General features: G+C 66.3%; 16 protein-coding genes. All 16 read left to right on the top strand.

Features of this window, described 5'->3' with window-relative positions; all coding sequences use genetic code 11:
- The first annotated feature begins 140 nt into the window (after positions 1–140).
- From CH296_RS27475 to CH296_RS27400, 16 genes are read left to right on the top strand one after another with little or no spacing between them, the layout of a single operon-like run.
- Positions 141–1,406, top strand: a complete 1,266-nt coding sequence (locus CH296_RS27475) for a hypothetical protein (RefSeq protein WP_143546452.1) — start codon at positions 141–143, stop codon at positions 1,404–1,406.
- 59 nt (positions 1,407–1,465) lie between these two features.
- Positions 1,466–2,296, top strand: a complete 831-nt coding sequence (locus tag CH296_RS27470; RefSeq protein WP_143546451.1) for a hypothetical protein — start codon at positions 1,466–1,468, stop codon at positions 2,294–2,296.
- Positions 2,296–4,032 carry a cutinase family protein gene (locus CH296_RS27465; protein ID WP_094686171.1) on the top strand — a complete coding sequence of 579 codons (1,737 nt, stop codon included), beginning with the start codon at positions 2,296–2,298 and terminating at the stop codon, positions 4,030–4,032. The genes CH296_RS27470 and CH296_RS27465 overlap by 1 nt, the downstream gene beginning before the upstream one ends.
- Positions 4,033–4,057: 25 nt before the next feature.
- On the top strand, positions 4,058–5,197 hold the full coding sequence (locus tag CH296_RS27460) for a MinD/ParA family protein (RefSeq protein WP_094686170.1): 1,140 nt from the start codon (positions 4,058–4,060) through the stop codon (positions 5,195–5,197).
- Positions 5,194–5,835, top strand: coding sequence for a hypothetical protein (locus CH296_RS27455; RefSeq protein ID WP_094659255.1), 642 nt, complete (start codon positions 5,194–5,196; stop codon positions 5,833–5,835). Before CH296_RS27460 ends, CH296_RS27455 begins: the two co-directional genes overlap by 4 nt.
- A 12-nt stretch (positions 5,836–5,847) precedes the next feature.
- Positions 5,848–6,141: a hypothetical protein gene (locus tag CH296_RS27450; protein ID WP_094659256.1), complete on the top strand. Its 294-nt coding sequence runs from the start codon at positions 5,848–5,850 to the stop codon at positions 6,139–6,141.
- A complete protein-coding gene (locus CH296_RS27445; RefSeq protein WP_094686169.1) occupies positions 6,141–6,416 on the top strand; it encodes a hypothetical protein in 276 nt (91 codons plus the stop codon). Before CH296_RS27450 ends, CH296_RS27445 begins: the two co-directional genes overlap by 1 nt.
- A 26-nt stretch (positions 6,417–6,442) precedes the next feature.
- Positions 6,443–7,072 carry a hypothetical protein gene (locus CH296_RS27440; RefSeq protein WP_094686168.1) on the top strand — a complete coding sequence of 210 codons (630 nt, stop codon included), beginning with the start codon at positions 6,443–6,445 and terminating at the stop codon, positions 7,070–7,072.
- Positions 7,069–7,950 (top strand): hypothetical protein, encoded by an 882-nt coding sequence (locus tag CH296_RS27435; protein WP_094686167.1) that lies wholly within the window; start codon positions 7,069–7,071, stop codon positions 7,948–7,950. The genes CH296_RS27440 and CH296_RS27435 overlap by 4 nt, the downstream gene beginning before the upstream one ends.
- Complete coding sequence (locus CH296_RS27430) at positions 7,944–9,743, top strand: hypothetical protein (RefSeq protein WP_143546450.1); 1,800 nt, start codon at positions 7,944–7,946, stop codon at positions 9,741–9,743. Before CH296_RS27435 ends, CH296_RS27430 begins: the two co-directional genes overlap by 7 nt.
- Entirely contained in the window at positions 9,740–11,257 is a 1,518-nt protein-coding gene (locus tag CH296_RS27425; protein WP_094686165.1) for an SCO6880 family protein, read from the top strand. Before CH296_RS27430 ends, CH296_RS27425 begins: the two co-directional genes overlap by 4 nt.
- 1 nt (position 11,258) lies before the next feature.
- Entirely contained in the window at positions 11,259–13,034 is a 1,776-nt protein-coding gene (locus CH296_RS27420) for a hypothetical protein (RefSeq protein ID WP_094686164.1), read from the top strand.
- A 1-nt stretch (position 13,035) separates the two neighbouring features.
- On the top strand, positions 13,036–13,305 hold the full coding sequence (locus CH296_RS27415; RefSeq protein WP_094658377.1) for a hypothetical protein: 270 nt from the start codon (positions 13,036–13,038) through the stop codon (positions 13,303–13,305).
- A gap of 4 nt (positions 13,306–13,309) precedes the next feature.
- On the top strand, positions 13,310–14,932 hold the full coding sequence (locus CH296_RS27410) for a M23 family metallopeptidase (RefSeq protein WP_094686163.1): 1,623 nt from the start codon (positions 13,310–13,312) through the stop codon (positions 14,930–14,932).
- 44 nt (positions 14,933–14,976) lie between these two features.
- A complete protein-coding gene (locus CH296_RS27405; RefSeq protein WP_094686162.1) occupies positions 14,977–15,660 on the top strand; it encodes a hypothetical protein in 684 nt (227 codons plus the stop codon).
- On the top strand, positions 15,657–16,205 hold the full coding sequence (locus CH296_RS27400) for a hypothetical protein (RefSeq protein WP_094686161.1): 549 nt from the start codon (positions 15,657–15,659) through the stop codon (positions 16,203–16,205). The genes CH296_RS27405 and CH296_RS27400 overlap by 4 nt, the downstream gene beginning before the upstream one ends.
- The last annotated feature ends 9 nt before the right edge of the window (positions 16,206–16,214 follow it).

Genomic DNA, 16,214 nt, shown 5'->3' with positions numbered 1-16,214 from the left:
ACGAGGTTAGAACCTGAATCACACTGCTGTTCAGCATGATTGGTTGACAACCAATCGAGGACGGGCCGAGAGCACCAGCTCCCTTCTTGGATCTACCCGCTGTAACCCAAACGCATTGTTCGTCAATGAAAGGTGAAGAAATGTTCAGATCGACTGGTAGTGGGGGGCGGCACCGACGCACCACGACGCGGATCGCTGCTGCGTGCGCCATCCCCATTGCACTGTGCATCGCGTGCGCCGGTGTTGCTCAGGCTGCACCGGGTCAGCCGGGCGTGTCTGTTGCGCCAGGCCAGCAGCCTGGTGTGACCCAGCCAGCTCCGGCACCCGCCCCGCCCGCTCCCGAGGACTCGTACATCGCCGGTTACACCCCGATCTACGACTACTCCGAGACTCGCACCGTCGACGACTACAACGCAGGTCGTCAGCGGCCCTCCTACGACACCACCTACTACTCCGAACCGGTCGTCTACGAGAGCAACCCGGCACCGATCCAGGGCCCTGGCATCAGCGATAGCCCCGAAACCGTCGCTCCCACACCACCACCGGCACCAGCACCGGTGCCGACGGTCAAGCGGCCGACAATCGTGCCTATCGAGGTCGATGACGACTCCGTCCTGATCGGCGCGACCCCGTATCGAATTCCCGACGGCGTCGACCGTGTCTTCGCCCGCCAGGTCTCGAACACCTTCCAGGCCATCCAGGCAGACGGCGGAAACCTTCTCGTAGACAACGGCCTCGCGACTGCCCCGCGAGCCGACCGTATCGCCGCCGGTACCGCTGCCGGTGCCGTGACGGGTGGCCTGGTCGGACTCGGTGTCGGCCTCGTCCCCGGCGCAGCGATCACCGCAGGCGGCGCGGCCATCGGTGCCGGACTCGGCGTGGCCGCAACCCCAGTCCTGACTCCGGCGATCGTCTGGGCCGGCCCGGTCGGCTACGTCTTCGTCCCCGGCGCAGCGGCACTCGCTGGAGCCGGTGTCGGAGCGGCGGTTTCGGCACCGATCGTCGCTGCGACCACCGCGGTCGGCGCGGCAGCCGGTGCTCTGATCGGCGGCGCGGCCGCCGGCGGCGAAGCAGCGACGATCGAGGAGCCGGCACCCGCTCCCGCCCCCGCACCCGCAGCGCCGACCACCAGCCCGGTTCCGGTCACCCCGGCACCACTGGCGGCGGAGGCGGGACCGGACCTCCTCGCTCAGGCGAACACGGCCGTTCAGAATGCTGCTCCGGTCGTCGAAAAGGCTGTCAGCGACGCAGGCACGTGGGTCGCACCGGCCGCTACCGCGGCGGCGGGCTTCGCCTCGACGGTCGTCGAACAGCCTGCCGTCGCAGACGCGGTGGCCGCTGCAGGACCGGCCCTCGAGCAGGCCAATGCGGCGTGGCAGGCCCTGACCACCAGCCAGCCCGTCTAGAGGAGCAGGCGTGCTCGGTGTTCCAGCGTTTCGTCGACCAGAAGGAGTGAGCAGCAGCTATGGCATCGCTGTCTGATCGCAGTCCCGGCACCTCCCGTCCCGGAAGCAAACCGTGGGAGCGGACCACACTGACCGACACACCGAGCACGCCTCACCCGCGCACCCCGGCCGCTGCTGGGCGGCCGGCGAGCGAGGCCCCACCCGTACACACGGGCCGGGAGGCCGCGGTCGCCGGCCTCTCACCGAAGCCGGTGCCGAAACCTGTGCCTCGCCCGATCCCACAGAACAAGCGCGGACGCCGCTCGCGGCTGGCGATCTGGGGCTCACTCGCAGCGGCCAGTCTGGTCGCAGGTGCGGCCATCGGTGCCGTGTCGTTGGCGTTGTCCCCAGACAACACCGACCAGGAATCGTTCGCGGCCGGAATGTCGTCGATGCTCACCACACCGGAGGCACCCGCGACCACAACCGAGCAGCCCGCGTCCACCACCCCAGCCCCGGCCGCGCCACCGGCGTGTGTCGAGTCCAGGACCAGTGGCGAAGTCACCGGTGCCGGGCCAGGCGGGTTCGGTTCAGGCCCGGACGCGATCCTCGGATTCGACTACGCCTACTACGTCACGCGCAGCGGAGCCGCAGCGCGCGCATTCACCACCCCCGACGCCGCAGTCGGCAGCCCAGAACTGTTGCAGAGCGCGGGAATCGACACCTTCCCGTCCGAGACCACGCACTGCCTGCGCATCACCCCGAGAGGCCCCGACGAATACACCGTCTACCTCACCCATGCCGTACCGGGGGCAGAGCCGGTGACGTGGACCCAGATCGTACGGACACGAACCGACGGTGATCGGACCCTCATCACCTCGATCGTCGACATCACCGAAACGGAGAACTGATGAAGGCCAACCGATTCACCTACGCCGCCATGGCCGTACTGGGGTCCGCCGCGATCACAGTGAGTGCAGGGACCCAGGCTGCAGCGCAACCGAGCACCACGCCCCCCGACACCACTCCCGCAGCAACCGATTCGAGCACTGCACCGTGCGCGCTGTTGCACGTCGTCGTCACGCAGGGCACCACCGAGTCCACCGAAGGGTCCATGCCGAAGCAGGACTCGGGCACGCTGTCCGCAGCGATTCTGCCGGTCCTGGCCGAGTTCGGCGGAACCAGCTCGGACAAGTTCGACCGCACCTACGTGCCGTACCCGGCCGATTACGGCTTCACCGGAACCTCGTACAAGGACTCGGCCGCACGTGGAGTCGAGAACGCCTCGAAGATCATCGCCGACGAAGCCGCCCGGTGCCCGAACACCAAGTTCGGTCTGCTGGGGTACTCGCAGGGCGCAGGAGTTGCCTCTGAGCTGCTGCGGCTGATCGGCGCAGGCCAAGGCCCGATCCCGCCAGCACGGGTTGCGATGGGAATGCTCTACTCCGATCCCACCCGCAAGCAGGGCGACGGCATCTTCCCCGGCGCGCCCTCCCAGGAACACCCCGCACCCGCCCCCGGTACTCGCGGTGCGGAGGTGACCAAGCTCGAAACGCTGCCGACACCGCCGTCCGACGGAGGCGGCATCGCCCCTCTGGCCGCGCAGACCCCGGCCTCGTTCGGCTCCCTGACCGGCCGAGTCGCATCGGCGTGCGCCAGCGGCGACATCGCCTGTGACACACCCGCCGACGCCCCGCTGGCCCGTCTGGTGACCAACGTCAGCGGCCAGATGAACCTCAACGCTCAAGACCCCGTCGGGGTCCTGTGGTCGGCCGCGCAGGTCATGGGCACCACCGCGCTCAAGATGGGCGTGGACGTTGTCAACGAAGACATCACCAGCAGCGATGGCACCACCCGCGGTCTGGATTACCGCCCGGGAGACTCCCTGAGCAACCGCGCCGCCGACGCCTCCAACCCGACACACCAGGTCGATGCATTCGCCGCGATCGACAAAGTCCTCGGAATCGGAATCAACACGGCGGTGACGTTTGCGAAGAAGGTCCTCACGATGGACAACATCGCGCAACTGGCCACCGTCGGCCTGACCAATCCGCCGGCAGCACTGGCTCTGCTCGGAGCCAAAGCGACAGAGGCTGCCCTGCAGCTCATTCCGGCGAACATCACCGACAAGACGACCACCGCCGTGTCGAAGATCGTGCAGAACGAACTGACCGACAACAAGGGTCTGATCAAGATGGCCACCGACGTCAAATACTGGGCTGTACGCGCCAATCACGAGTCCTACCAACGTGATGCGGTCACACCGTCGGGTGGAACGTGGCTGAGCTTTGCGTCGGACTGGATCACCGCGCTCGTCAAAGATCTTGAGGACGGATCGACCGCTCCCACAGCAGACAAGGACGCCTTCACCCGAACCGTTCCCGTCGACGGGCAGGGCTCCTACCAAGGCCTTCCCGGTCTTCAGTTCCAGGTCGGCGCACAACCGTCCTCGACTTCCACCGCCTTCGATCCCTGGGCCGAGTCCTCGTCGACGCTGTCGACGCCGACGTACACCCCGCAGCCGGTCAACGACGCCGACAGCACGAGCACTGCAACCACATCGGCGGCCCCGGCAGGCGATGCGTTCCCGATGGAGCCGCCCGCCGCCGCTCCGGACGACTCCTCGTGGCTGACCCCGTCCAACTGATGGCGAACCCAGTAAGGACCACCCGATGAGCACCGACTGGAAAGACGGCCTGATGGCCGATCGGACGAGTCCCGACATCCACGACGTCGAGACGGTCACTACACCGGTCGGGCCACGACCGGCGTTCGGGCAGATAGATCTGGACCGCAACACCACCGCAGTGGTGATGTTGGGGCGCGGCGACAGAACACAGCCGCCGCGCCCGCCCTCGGCGTCCGCACTGGAGATCGACGGTGTCCGCGCTGCTCCGGCATCGGGGTGGCGGCGCGCCCTGTATGCGTTGTCTCTGCGCACGATCAACGCCGGCGAATCGCCCGCGGACAAGCGTGCACGCGCCCTCGACGCGCAGATCGCCGCACCGGTGCGCACCGATCACAAGATCACCGTGGCAGGGCTCAAAGGCGGCGTAGGGAAGTCGACTGTCTCTGTCGTGCTGGGCCACGCGTTCGCGGACGTGCGCACCGATCGGGTGTTGGCCATCGACGCAAACCCTGATGCCGGTGTCCTCGCCGAACGGATCGCCGCGATCGCGCCCCGCACCGAACATCCGCCGACGATCTACGACCTGCTCGCTGCCCCACACACAGACCGCTACGCGGACGTGCGTGAGCACACGCTAGAAGCCGAGACCGGCCTGCAAGTTCTTGCCTCACACGATGATCCTGAGCGGTCGGAAGCGCTGAGCGAGAACGACTATCGACGCGTGATCGAGATCCTCCAAGACCACTTCCAGGTGCTGCTCTCCGATTGCGGCACCGGCATCACCCACCCCGCGATGGCGGGAGTACTCGATCTGACCGACTCGCTGATCGCGCCCACCAAGCTCGACGTCTCGGCGGTCACCAGAACCAACGCGCTGTTGGATTGGTTGGACGCCCATCACTACTCGCACCTGGTGCGGCGGTGCGTGATCGTCGTCTCGCGCATGTCGAGCAGCTCGAAGACACCGTTGACCGACAACCAGCTGCAGGAGTACTTCGGCGACCGTGTCCGCGCGGTGGTGACCATCCCGTTCGATCCGCATCTGGACGAGGGCGCAGAGATCCACTGGGATCGACTTCTCCCAGCGACTCGGTCGGCGTATCGCGATCTCGCACAACTGATTGCGACCGACTTCGCCGCCGGATGGCAGAGCAACAACCGAGTGGAAGGGTCGACGTTGTGAGCGCCACGGCGTGGGCGTCCGCTGACGACTCCCGTGAGCCGGGGCGCTCACACGGGTTGATCACCCCGCCGCCGGCGGCCCGGTGCATCGACATTTGGCCCGAGCCGGTCTTCGCCCCCGCTGATCGGGCTGTGCCCTCGTGGTGGCTCGTCGGTGCTCACGGAGGTGCCGGGGTGTCGATGCTGACTGCGTCGTGGTCGATCGTCGGCGACGCGATGGGTGCGTTCCCGGCGGGCTTCGAGCAGGAATCACCCTTCGTCGTGGTGGTCGCCCGTGAGTCCGCCTGGGGAATCACCCGAGCTCACGATCTGCTCACTCAGCATCTGTCCGGATACGGCGGCGCAACGACTCTGGTCGGGCTCGTCACCGTCGCAGCATCGCCGAGCCGACTCAAGAACGATCTGCGCCAACGCCTCGAGGTGGTTGCCGGGCTCGTCGACGACCATCACTGGCGAATCCCGTGGATCGACGCCTGGAACGAGCTGACACCCGACGAACTGCCGTTCTGGACTCCCGGAGATCCCGTCGCCACCGGCCGCAAACGAGAACCGCCCGATCAGGCCGTACCGCGCGAGGTCGCGGACGTCGCCGAAGCCATCCGCACCACCATCGTCTCGATTCTCAACACCAACCCTTAGGAGCCGAAAACTATGTTGACCACCGCATTCGACGCAGTCCACACCACCATCCTGGCGATCCCGCAGCCCGATGCCGTCACCCCGCCTGGCGGAGACAAAATATGGAAGGGGGTCGGCGTCTTTCTCTGGATTTTGACCATCGGGGCTCTCGTAGGAGTCATGCTCGGCGGCGGGATGATGGGCTTCGATCACCTCAACGGCCAGGGCGCGATGGGCGGCAAAGGAATCAAGGTCCTCCTCGGTTCTCTGATCGGTGCACTGATCATGTCGATCGCCGCCTCGTTGGTCACCTTCGCGATGTCGTGATGTCGACACCAATCGTGCTGCACAACCAGCCTGCTCCCCCATCGCAACCATTGCCCTCAGAGGTCACCGAACCGCTCGACCAGCTTCTGGGCTACGGGATGTGGGTCGTCGGAGCAGTGCTGGTGGCGTCACTGATCGCCGCCGGCGGCATGTTGTGGTGGCATTTCGCCACCTCGACACCCTTCACCCGCACCATGCGAAAGATCCTGTGGATCTGCGCGGCCGCGATCGCCGCCAGCTCAGCGGGCGCACTCGCGGGATTCGCTCTCTCATAACGCAATTCGAATCGGAGAACCTTCATATGAAACGCCACCTCATCGCCGCAGCTACAGTCGCCGCGGTCCTGGCCTTGTCCGGATGCGGATCCACCGAACCCACAGCCGACACCACGACCACCTCGACGAGCGCAGCCGTCGATACCTCGGCCGCTCCGGCGGACGTGCAGTGGCAGAGCTGGCGGGGCGCTTCCCTGCCGACCTCGAGCACGGACGGTCCGCGTGAGGTGGTGGGCGACGTCGCGTCCGGATACACCCCCACGCCGCAGGGCGCAGTGCTGGCCGCAGCGCAGGGAATCACCAGACTGCGTCTGGCACCGGACAATTCGTGGCCCGATGTCGTCAATGCGGTCGCAGCGCCCGGCGTCGGCCGAGACACCTACGCCGTCAACCGCGCTCAGGTCTCCATCACCGATCCGGCGCCGGAAGGAACCGAAGCACGTCTCGAGGGCTTCGAGGTCACCGACTTCACCGACGCCCGGGCCGTGGTTCGGCTGGCCGTCGAGCGCCCGGACGGCGCGCTGATGGCCACCACCCACACCCTCGTCTGGTCGGGAGAGGACTGGAAGCTGCTGCTGCCTGCACCCGACGACATTCCCGAGCCCGAAACACTGACCGATACTGCCGGTTTCACCGAGTTCACGGCGGCATCATGAGCACCGGCCAGGGCGAGGGCGGCAAGCCCGTCAAGGAACGCAACCCGGTGTTGACCGGCGCGGCGATGCTCGTCGTGGCGATCATCGTGATCTGCGCCGTCGTGGCGGTCGTCCTGCGATTCAGCGGTGACTCCGACGAGTCACCGGCCGACGAGACGCCTCGTTCGACGGTCACCGCGCTGCCCTCCACCGGCCCTACAGCGGTTCCGAACACCGACAGCGCGATGCAGGGGCTCGCAACCCCGACCGTCGACCGTCTGGGACGACGGGTCGACGTCCCGAACTGGCCCGGCGGGTGGGCATTGCCGCAGTCGCCGGTCGACTACGGCCCCTACAACCCCGCCGTCTCGGTGCCCGCTCCTGCTGGAGTGAGCTGGCAGAAGGTCAACGACGGAGCGATCGTCCCGTTCTCCACCTCGGACGGCCCGTCCATCGTGAAAGGACTGACTGCAACCGGATTCGCCCACACTCCACAAGGGGCTGCTCTGGCCGCCGTACAGATCGCACTGCGCCTCGGGTCGGCGAACAACGAGACCGCACGCGGAATCTACGACAACCAGACCGTCATGACCGCGGCTCAACGCAGCGAGCTGTACACGCAGCTCGACGCCGAAGGCCCGTTCCATCGCGGTGCCACCGACGCCGCTCTGAGCTACCAGACCAAGTCCGACGCCTTCCGGATCCTCGACTACGCCCCGGATCTCGCCGTCATCGAAACCGCCAGTCCCGCAGAGAAAGCGGACAACGGCACCGCCCAGTGGTTGACCACCAGGTTGACGGCCACCTGGGTCGACGGCGACTGGAAGCTGACCTTCCCCGAGCAGCTCGGTGACCTCTCCGGGACCGCGACCTCTCTGAGCGGGTGGACTCCATGGTGACGATGCGACTACGCGCCGGACGGATCGTGCACGCGCTCCTCGCCGCGCTGGTCGTACTCATCGCAAGCGCGTCCCTGATAGGCGCGTTGGCTCAGCCGGCATCCGCTCAGGACACCACCGCCCCTGTGATCCCGGCCGCACCGCAGGGCTACGAGCTCGTCGGCGCGGACGATCTGAAGGCGAACAACCTTCCCGCAGGTTCGATCACCCTCGGTGGTCTCGGAGGTACGACACCGAAGCCACTGCCCCCGGGCTACACGATGGTCCAACGAGAGCTGACCTGCATCACGGTTCCACTGGGCGGCGGGCAATCGACGCAGTCGTGCCCCACGGTGACCTACGCCGTGCCCGAAGGTGGACCCACCGAAGCACCCCAGGCACCTGCATTGCCCGAAATCGGCGGCGGCGCACCGGGAGAAGGAACGTTCGGGTTCGACCAGCAATGCGAGTCGATGACGCAGAACACCGGATCGTGGGCCAGCGTCTCGGGCGCACTGCGAAAGATCTTCGCCAACCCGTCAGAGCAGGTCTGCAAGCTCGCCAACGTCGTTTCTCATCCCGGTGATGCGCTACAGAAGATGTGGGACTCGGCGTTCGGTAAGAACGTGAAATCTCTCATTGCCGGCGTCGCCGACGGCTGGGGCACGATGATCAACTGGTGGTTCACCACGCCTTCACCGGCGTTGTCGGATGCGAACTACCTCACGGTGCTCCAGACGTACATGCTCCCCATTCAGGGTGCGGTACTGGTGATTTCGATCTTCGTGGCCTGCATCCGCGTCGCCCTGGCTCAGTCCGGAAACGAGAATGCCGCGGCAATGGATCTCGTGCGTACCTTCGTCCGGACGATCACCTCGATGTCGCTGTTCGGTGTCGCCATCGGCCTGGCCATCCAGGTCTCGGACGGCATCAGCTTGTGGTTGCTCAGCGAATCGGGCGGCAACGACCTCGGCACCAAAGTTCAAGCGATGATGATCGACGACACCTCGACCTGGGGTCCGGGCTGGGTTCTGCTGATTGCCTTGTTCGGAATGCTCGGCGCGCTGGTCCAGGTCGTGCTGCTGGTGGTCCGCATGGCGTTCCTGATGGTCATCGTCGGTGTCCTGCCCGTCGCCGCGGCGGCATCAGGAACCGAGATGGGTTCTCAGTCCTACGAGAAGATGCGCAACTGGGCGATCGCGTTCATCCTCTTCAAGCCGGCGTCGGCGGCGATCATGGCCACCGCGTTCTGGGCCGCCGACCCCAGCTCCGACGTCACCAAGCTCCAAGGACTGATCCTGCTCACCGTTGCGGCAGTGGCACTTCCGGCCCTACTACGGGTACTGAACGTCTCGACCGCGTCCTCCGGTAGCCCGATGGCACTGGCCGGAATGGCCGCAGGTGGAGCAGCCCTGGGCATGGCCGCCATGAGCGGCGGCACCAGCGCCGCAGTCATGGGCGCGGCCCGGGCAGCCAAGTCGACCGGCGGCGTGGTCACCCGCAGCCAGGGCGGCTACGGCGGCCAGGCCCCCGGCACCGGCGGTGGCGGTGGCGGTGGCGGAGGCGGTGGCGGTCGCGGCGGTGGCGGCGGTGGTGGTGGTGCTCGCAGCCGGACATCCAGCGGTAATACAGGACCCGCACGAGGCAACGTCGGTGGACGCAGCAGCGGGCGGCGGGTCCCGTCGATCTCGGGAGGCGTTCAGTCCGCCCGCGCCGGGATCTCGCGCGGCAGTCACTCTCTCGACTCCATGGCACAGGACATCGCCGGCGATGTGCCGGGCCGCCCCTTCGCAACGAACGAGGTCATGAAGTGAGCACGACCACCACGCCCATGCGTCACCGCCAGACGTACATGATCGGCCCCGCACCGAGGGAATCGTTCCTCTTCGGGCTGAACATCGCCGCAAGCGTCTATCTCTTCGCCTGCGCGATCGTGGGCGTGTTCGCACTGTCGATCGCCGACAACAAGCTCTATGCCCTCGCCTTCATCGGAGTCATGGGCGTTACCGCGTTACCGCTGATCCTGCGGTTCCAGCGCAAAACCATCTACCAGTGGGTCGTCCTGTACTCGCAGTGGCTGATCCACATGTCGAAAGGCGAGAACTTGTACCTCTCCGGACGTTTCTCCCGCGTTCCCGGCGGCACCAACCGCCTACCCGGCGTGCTCTACGACAGCGTGCTGCACGACGGATGGGTCCAGCATCAGTCCCGCCAGAAGTTCGGCGTGATCGAGATGCCCAAGACTCATCAGTTCACCATCGTCATCGAGTGCTGGCCGCAGGGCAACGAGGCCATCGACCAGGACGCAGTCGATACCTCGGTGTTTTCCTGGGGCGCGGCAGTCAACTTCATCTCCCAGACCGGCGACGTCGACGGGATCACCGTCGTGATCGAGAACGGCCCCGAGTCCGGCAATCGGCTCCGACGTGAAGTGCGATCGATGGCGCACGGCGACGGCTTCTACGGCGGAGAGCTGCCGGCACGGATGATGCTCGAGTCCGCGGAGTACCTGGCCACCGGCACACCGCGTTTGTGGGCACGGGTGGCCATCACCTACCGAGCCGCCACTGCGAGTCGACGCAAAGACCCGGGCGAGCAGATCAAGGAACTGGCTCGCCGGATCGGCGGCGTGCTGACAGTGCTCAACGAAGCACAGCTCAACCCGCGACTTCTCGCATCGGAAGAAATCGTCTCGTTCGTCAAACACTCCTACACCCCAGCCGCATTGAACGATCTCGAGCTGTCGGAAATGAAGGGCGGGCACGACCTGGGATGGGAGGACGCCGGCCCGCAAGCCCAGAAGGCGAACATCTCGAACCTCTTCCACGACGGCTGCTACTCCACGACATGGGAAATGGCCGAGCGCCCGAAGAACGCCTTTGTCGAGACCGTGCTGCGACCACTGCTCGACCCCAACCCCGACGTGCTGCGCAAGCGCGTGGCCATCTGCTACCGCCCCCATTCGCCGGCCGAAGCCGCGACCATCATCGGCCGCGACCTCAAACACGCCAACAGCGGCGTGAACCGACTGGGCAAGAACGGCCCCAGTTTCGAGGCGCAACAACGCTTGAAGAGCGTCGAGGACCAGCTCGAAGAACAGGGCCACGGACACGGGCTCACCATGATCGGGGTGTTGGTGACGGTGACGACTCCGGACGGGGAGGACCGCCCGAAAGCCGACTCGGTCACCAAGGATCTCGGCACTCGATCTTCACTTCGCTTGCAGCGCTTGTGGTTCACCCAGGACACCGGATTCGCCGCAACCCTGGGGATCGGCGTCCTCATGCCCTCGCACACCAAGAACGTCGCAAAGAAACTGGGAGCGTGAGATGAGCATCAAACGCCCCTGGCGACGGGCTGCCAGCGCTGCCTCGCACCGCGACCTCGACCGCACCGCAGCACAACGTCAGCGTGAACAGCACTGCGGAAGCGTCGATTCCGCCCCGGTGGCCGTCCTCGACGACAACGAGCGCCGCGAGCTCGAACGCGCCGCCGAATCGAAGAACATCGCCGTCTCCTGGCGGGCACGCCTGCATCTCGGGCGCGACGCTGCAGCTCGATCGAAGACCGTAGGCCACAGCCGCGACGCGGAGACACTGCGCGGCAACCATATGGGGCTCTCAGGACGCGGCGGCGGCAAAGCCGGACCCGTGCTGCCCCTGACCGAATTTCGTGCCACCACACTCCAAGCAGCCGGTATGTGGCCCTTCCCGGTCGGAGCCGGTGCACCGATCGTCGGCGTTCCGCTCGGTGTGCACCTCTACACCGGCGCACCGGTGTGCTTCGACCCGCTCTCGTGGATGACCCGCGCCCGATTCCTCCAGCAGCCCTCGATGATGCTGCTCGGCCTGCCCGGATTCGGTAAATCGACGCTGGCCCGCAAAATCATCCTCGGCCTGATCTACGCCGGAGTGTCCACCCTGATCATGGGCGACATGCGGCCCGACTACCGCAAACTCGTCGAAGCCCTCGGCGATCGAGGCCAGATCATCGACCTCGGCCTGGGCCGCGGACAGATCAACCCCCTCGACATGGGACCGCTGGCCCAAATTCTGCCCACCCTCGATGCCGCCGACACCGACGCCGCCGACAAGACCGCGGCCCTGGTTCGCAAACGCATCGCCGGAGACCGCGTCCGCCGAGTCAAGACATTGCTGCAGGTCACCCGCGGCAACGCCCCGATCGACGACTTCGAGATCTCCGCCCTCGGGGCCGCGATCCGCCTACTCGAAGAACGCTTCACCGGTGCCGTCCAACCGCTGCTCTCCGACCTCGCGGACGTCCTCGAGGAAGGCCCAGACCCGGTACGGCGCGCATTCAAAGCCGACACCGACTCCGACTACCGAACCGGCTCGATGACACTGCGCCGTACCCTCAACGCCCTGATCGACGGAGAATTCGGCGAGGTGTTCTGCGGTCAGACCACCGTGCCGATCGACATCAACGCCGCTGCGGTCTGCGTCGACGTCTCCGGCATTGGTACCGCCGACAAGACCCTCAAAGGTGCAGTGCTACTGGCCTGCTGGGAGCACGGCTTCGCAGCTACCGACGCCGCGCACTACCTCGCCGACGCCGGATGCGGGCCTCGCCGCAACTTTCTGGTCGTCCTCGACGAGATGTGGCAGGTGCTGCGCGCGGGCGTCGGCATGGTCGACCGCGTCGACGAACTGACCCGCCTGAACAGGGCCTGGGGGACCGCACTGTTGATGTGCACCCACACCATCAGCGACCTCGAATCCCTACCCAACCCCGAAGACGTCGCGACCGCCAAAGGACTGGTCGAACGCGCCGGAGTGCTGGTGGTGGGCGCATTGCCGCGCAAGGAGATGACACGACTGTCCGACATCAAACCGTTCACCGACACCGAAGTCGCAGACATCACCTCCTGGTCGTCGCCGAAGGCGTTGACCGGTGAGGCCGGCGCTCTGAGCGCTCCACCCGGGCAGGGCAAGTTCATCGTCAAACTCGGTGAGCAAGGCGCACCGGGTATTCCGTTCCGGACCGTGCTCATGCCCTCCGAGATCGAATCCGGTGTCCACGACACCAACCACCGATTCACCTTTGTCGGCGACGACCTCGACGACGACTACGACGAGGTCGCGTGAGATGGCGAAACGGTTCTATACCAGCGAGTTTCGGGACAAGTGCCTCGCGCTCGTCGGTGAGCAGATGAAGACCGCCTCCTCACGCGAAGAGGCCGTCGTCGCTGTCGCTGCGGCACTGCAAATCCCGGTCACCACCCTGCGTAACTGGGTGCGCACCGAACGCGGTGCAGCACGCGTCACCCAGTTCCCCGCGGATACCGAACTGGCCGTCCGCGAACTTCGTGACCAAGTGGCCATCCTGCAACGCGCTCTCGGCCGCGAAAGGATCTGAACCGGTGAAAAGCACCGCCGGCAAGGGGACATTGGTCGGCGTCGCCCTGTTTCTTGCCCTGATCCTGGCGCTGGTGCTGCTGATCTTCCCCGACGACGACGAACCTAAAGTCGGGGATTGCCTGCCCGGCGGTGCACCGACCGCGACGTTCCCCGCCGGCACCAAGGTCAAGCCGATGAAGGCCGGCACCTACCAGTTGACGTCCGGATTCGGTCCGCGTTGGGGCACCATGCACAAGGGGCAGGACTTCGGATCCGCTGCAGGCGAACCGATCTACGCCACCGCCGACGGTGTGGTGTCCAAGGCCGGACCGGCAACGGGGTTCGGGCAGTGGATCGTCATCGACCACAACATCGACGGACAAATCATCTCCAGCGTCTACGGACACATGTTTCCCGACGATCTCGAGGTGACCCCCGGCCAACAGGTCCACGCAGGCCAGGAAATCGCCAAAGTCGGCTACAACGGCGAAGTCTCACCACCTGGACCAGGAGGTGCGCACCTGCACTTCGAGATCTGGCAAGGCGGCCACGACGCCGGCGAAGCCGTCGACCCGGCCCCGTGGATCGCCGCAGCCTCCGAGCCCGACGCTCCCGCCGCGAGCCCAGCCCCTCCGTCGCCCTCGCCCGCAGTACCGACCCCCGGCGGCGACCTCCCCCCTCTACCGCCGTCAGTCGGGTCCGAGGAGCACTGGCAGGTCGACACCGTTCGCGTAGCCCGATCGGTTGCGCAGAAGTTCCCCGAGATCAAAACCATCGGCGGGTGGCGGCCGTACGACGCCTACGACGATCACCCCAGTGGCCGCGCCGCGGACATCATGATCCCGGACTACGACACCGGTGCCGGCAAGGAACTCGGAGATCGGGTCGTCGAGTACCTGATGGCCAACAAGACCGAGCTGCACATCGAGTACATCATCTGGCGCCAGACCTACATCCCCGCCGAAGGCTCCTCGAACCAGATGGAGGACCGCGGCTCCCCCACCCAGAATCACTTCGACCACGTCCACGTCACCACCGCCGGCGGCGGGATGCCCGACGCTCTGACCACCTACGGCTCCGCACCGGGCGCAGCAGGCAGCCCAGGGGCCGTCCCGACCCCCTGCGGGGTCAACCCGGCGGCGAGCGGCGGCGAAGCCGATCTCGCACCCGGGAAAGTGCCCCCGGAGTTCGAGCCGTGGGTGATCAGAGCCGGCAACACCTGCCCGCAGATCCGCCCACCCGTGATCGCCGGACAGCTCAAGCAGGAATCGGGCTTCGACCCACGCGCGGTCAGCCCGAGTGGAGCCGAAGGACCGGCGCAGTTCATGCCCGGCACCTGGCCCGGCTACGGGCGCGACGACGACGGCAACGGCTCGGCCTCCCCCTACGACATCGGAGACGCAGTCATGGCCCAAGGCCGCTACATGTGCGAAATCGCCGGCCAGGTCGACGCCGGGATCGCCAACGGCTCCATCTCGGCCCCCAACGGACCCCTCGAGCTGTATCTCGCCGCCTACAACGCAGGCTTCGGCGCGGTCCAGTCCTCCGGCGGATTCCCCACCGGCTCACCGGACTACGTCAACCAGACCCGCCCCTACGCCGACCTGATCCAGCAGTACGCCACCGAATACGCCTCGATCGCATAACTGACCTACCCCATCCGAGATCACGACCTAAGGAGATACCCGACATGGCCAAACGACGCAGCACCCACAACTCGGTAGCCGAATGGGAGACCGCGAAGAAGGCCGTCAAGGAACACCTCGACGACCTCCGTGCTCTCGAGACCCATGGCGAGCTCTACACATGGGCGAAAGAGCACACCCTCGCCGTCCCAGGCCTGTTCCCGAAGTTCAAGACCGAACTGTCCAAACAGCTCGGGATCGACTACGACGCACTGCGCGAGCAGGCCTACGCCCAGCGTAGAGAGCAGATCACCGCGGCCGCCGCGGATGGGCCGGTACTCGAGATGTGGACCGCCGCCGACGACGAGGTGTCCTCGTTCGCGATCTGCGGACCCGAAGGAATCGTCGTCACCTACAACACCTTTCACCCCGAGGACAAGATCTACCGCAACGGCGACCAGGTCTCGGCCGATCGTTCGGTGGCGCAGCATGCGGTGTTCGTAGCAGGCCAGGCCCGCGAGGAGCTCGACGTCGAGGCAGTCCGGCTGATCCTGCACGTGCTCAATCACGAGGTCGGGGCCGACGACCCTGCCCTGGAGCGAACGGCGCTGCGAGGCCGCGTGCACGTGAGCGTCCAAATCGACCAGGAAAACCCAGCGGCGGAGTGGTGCCGCGAGAACGGCTACAAGTCGTGGCGAGAGACGAATCTGACAACCCTCGTCGTCGACGACGAACGGATCGCAGGATGAAACGCGGGCAGCTCATCGCGGTCAGTGCGGTGCTGATCCTCGTCGTGGCCGTCGCCGCCGCCGTGATCACCCTCGTCAAATTCAGCAACACCGACGAGAGCCACGACCCGGCGACCGACGCCCACGTGCACCTCGACGACGACCGTAGTTCCGATCCGGACGCAGTCGCCGAAGCGGCACTGGCGGCGATGTTCTCGTGGCAACCGGCCATCGACCCGTCCCCCGCTGCCGCCGTCGGACGAGCTCAGCGCTGGCTCGGCGGTCAGCTTGCCGCCGACGCCACGCAACCGACCGCAACCGGGATCAGGCCGCTGCCGCAGTGGGCGGGATGGCGCAACTCCGGGGACATCGTCACTGCCACAGCACAATCAGGCGATTCGATCACCGCCACCGACACTCGGCAGGTACTCGAGGTTGCTCTCACCCAGACCGTCCTGCACCGCGACGGAAGCACCACCCCATACAGCAACTACCGTGTCCGGGCCGTCGTCGAAAAGAACTCCGACACATGGCAACTGACCGAATACAACTTGGCACCGAAATGAGGACGTGGG

This window comes from Rhodococcus sp. 14-2496-1d, from assembly GCF_002259365.1.
Lineage (GTDB): Bacteria > Actinomycetota > Actinomycetes > Mycobacteriales > Mycobacteriaceae > Rhodococcoides.
The sequence above is the reverse complement of the archived record's forward strand: the minus strand, read 5'-3'. Positions and strand labels throughout refer to the sequence as shown.

What these genes read in the sequence shown, in the direction of transcription:
- CH296_RS27440 (WP_094686168.1), top strand. Translation starts at nt 6,443, where the DNA reads ATGAAACGCCACCTCATCGCCGCAGCTACAGTCGCCGCGGTCCTGGCC.
- CH296_RS27470 (WP_143546451.1), top strand. Translation starts at nt 1,466, where the DNA reads ATGGCATCGCTGTCTGATCGCAGTCCCGGCACCTCCCGTCCCGGAAGC.
- CH296_RS27475 (WP_143546452.1), top strand. Translation starts at nt 141, where the DNA reads ATGTTCAGATCGACTGGTAGTGGGGGGCGGCACCGACGCACCACGACG.
- CH296_RS27465 (WP_094686171.1), top strand. Translation starts at nt 2,296, where the DNA reads ATGAAGGCCAACCGATTCACCTACGCCGCCATGGCCGTACTGGGGTCC.
- CH296_RS27420 (WP_094686164.1), top strand. Translation starts at nt 11,259, where the DNA reads ATGAGCATCAAACGCCCCTGGCGACGGGCTGCCAGCGCTGCCTCGCAC.
- CH296_RS27405 (WP_094686162.1), top strand. Translation starts at nt 14,977, where the DNA reads ATGGCCAAACGACGCAGCACCCACAACTCGGTAGCCGAATGGGAGACC.
- CH296_RS27400 (WP_094686161.1), top strand. Translation starts at nt 15,657, where the DNA reads ATGAAACGCGGGCAGCTCATCGCGGTCAGTGCGGTGCTGATCCTCGTC.
- CH296_RS27450 (WP_094659256.1), top strand. Translation starts at nt 5,848, where the DNA reads ATGTTGACCACCGCATTCGACGCAGTCCACACCACCATCCTGGCGATC.
- CH296_RS27415 (WP_094658377.1), top strand. Translation starts at nt 13,036, where the DNA reads ATGGCGAAACGGTTCTATACCAGCGAGTTTCGGGACAAGTGCCTCGCG.
- CH296_RS27445 (WP_094686169.1), top strand. Translation starts at nt 6,141, where the DNA reads ATGTCGACACCAATCGTGCTGCACAACCAGCCTGCTCCCCCATCGCAA.
- CH296_RS27430 (WP_143546450.1), top strand. Translation starts at nt 7,944, where the DNA reads ATGGTGACGATGCGACTACGCGCCGGACGGATCGTGCACGCGCTCCTC.
- CH296_RS27460 (WP_094686170.1), top strand. Translation starts at nt 4,058, where the DNA reads ATGAGCACCGACTGGAAAGACGGCCTGATGGCCGATCGGACGAGTCCC.
- CH296_RS27435 (WP_094686167.1), top strand. Translation starts at nt 7,069, where the DNA reads ATGAGCACCGGCCAGGGCGAGGGCGGCAAGCCCGTCAAGGAACGCAAC.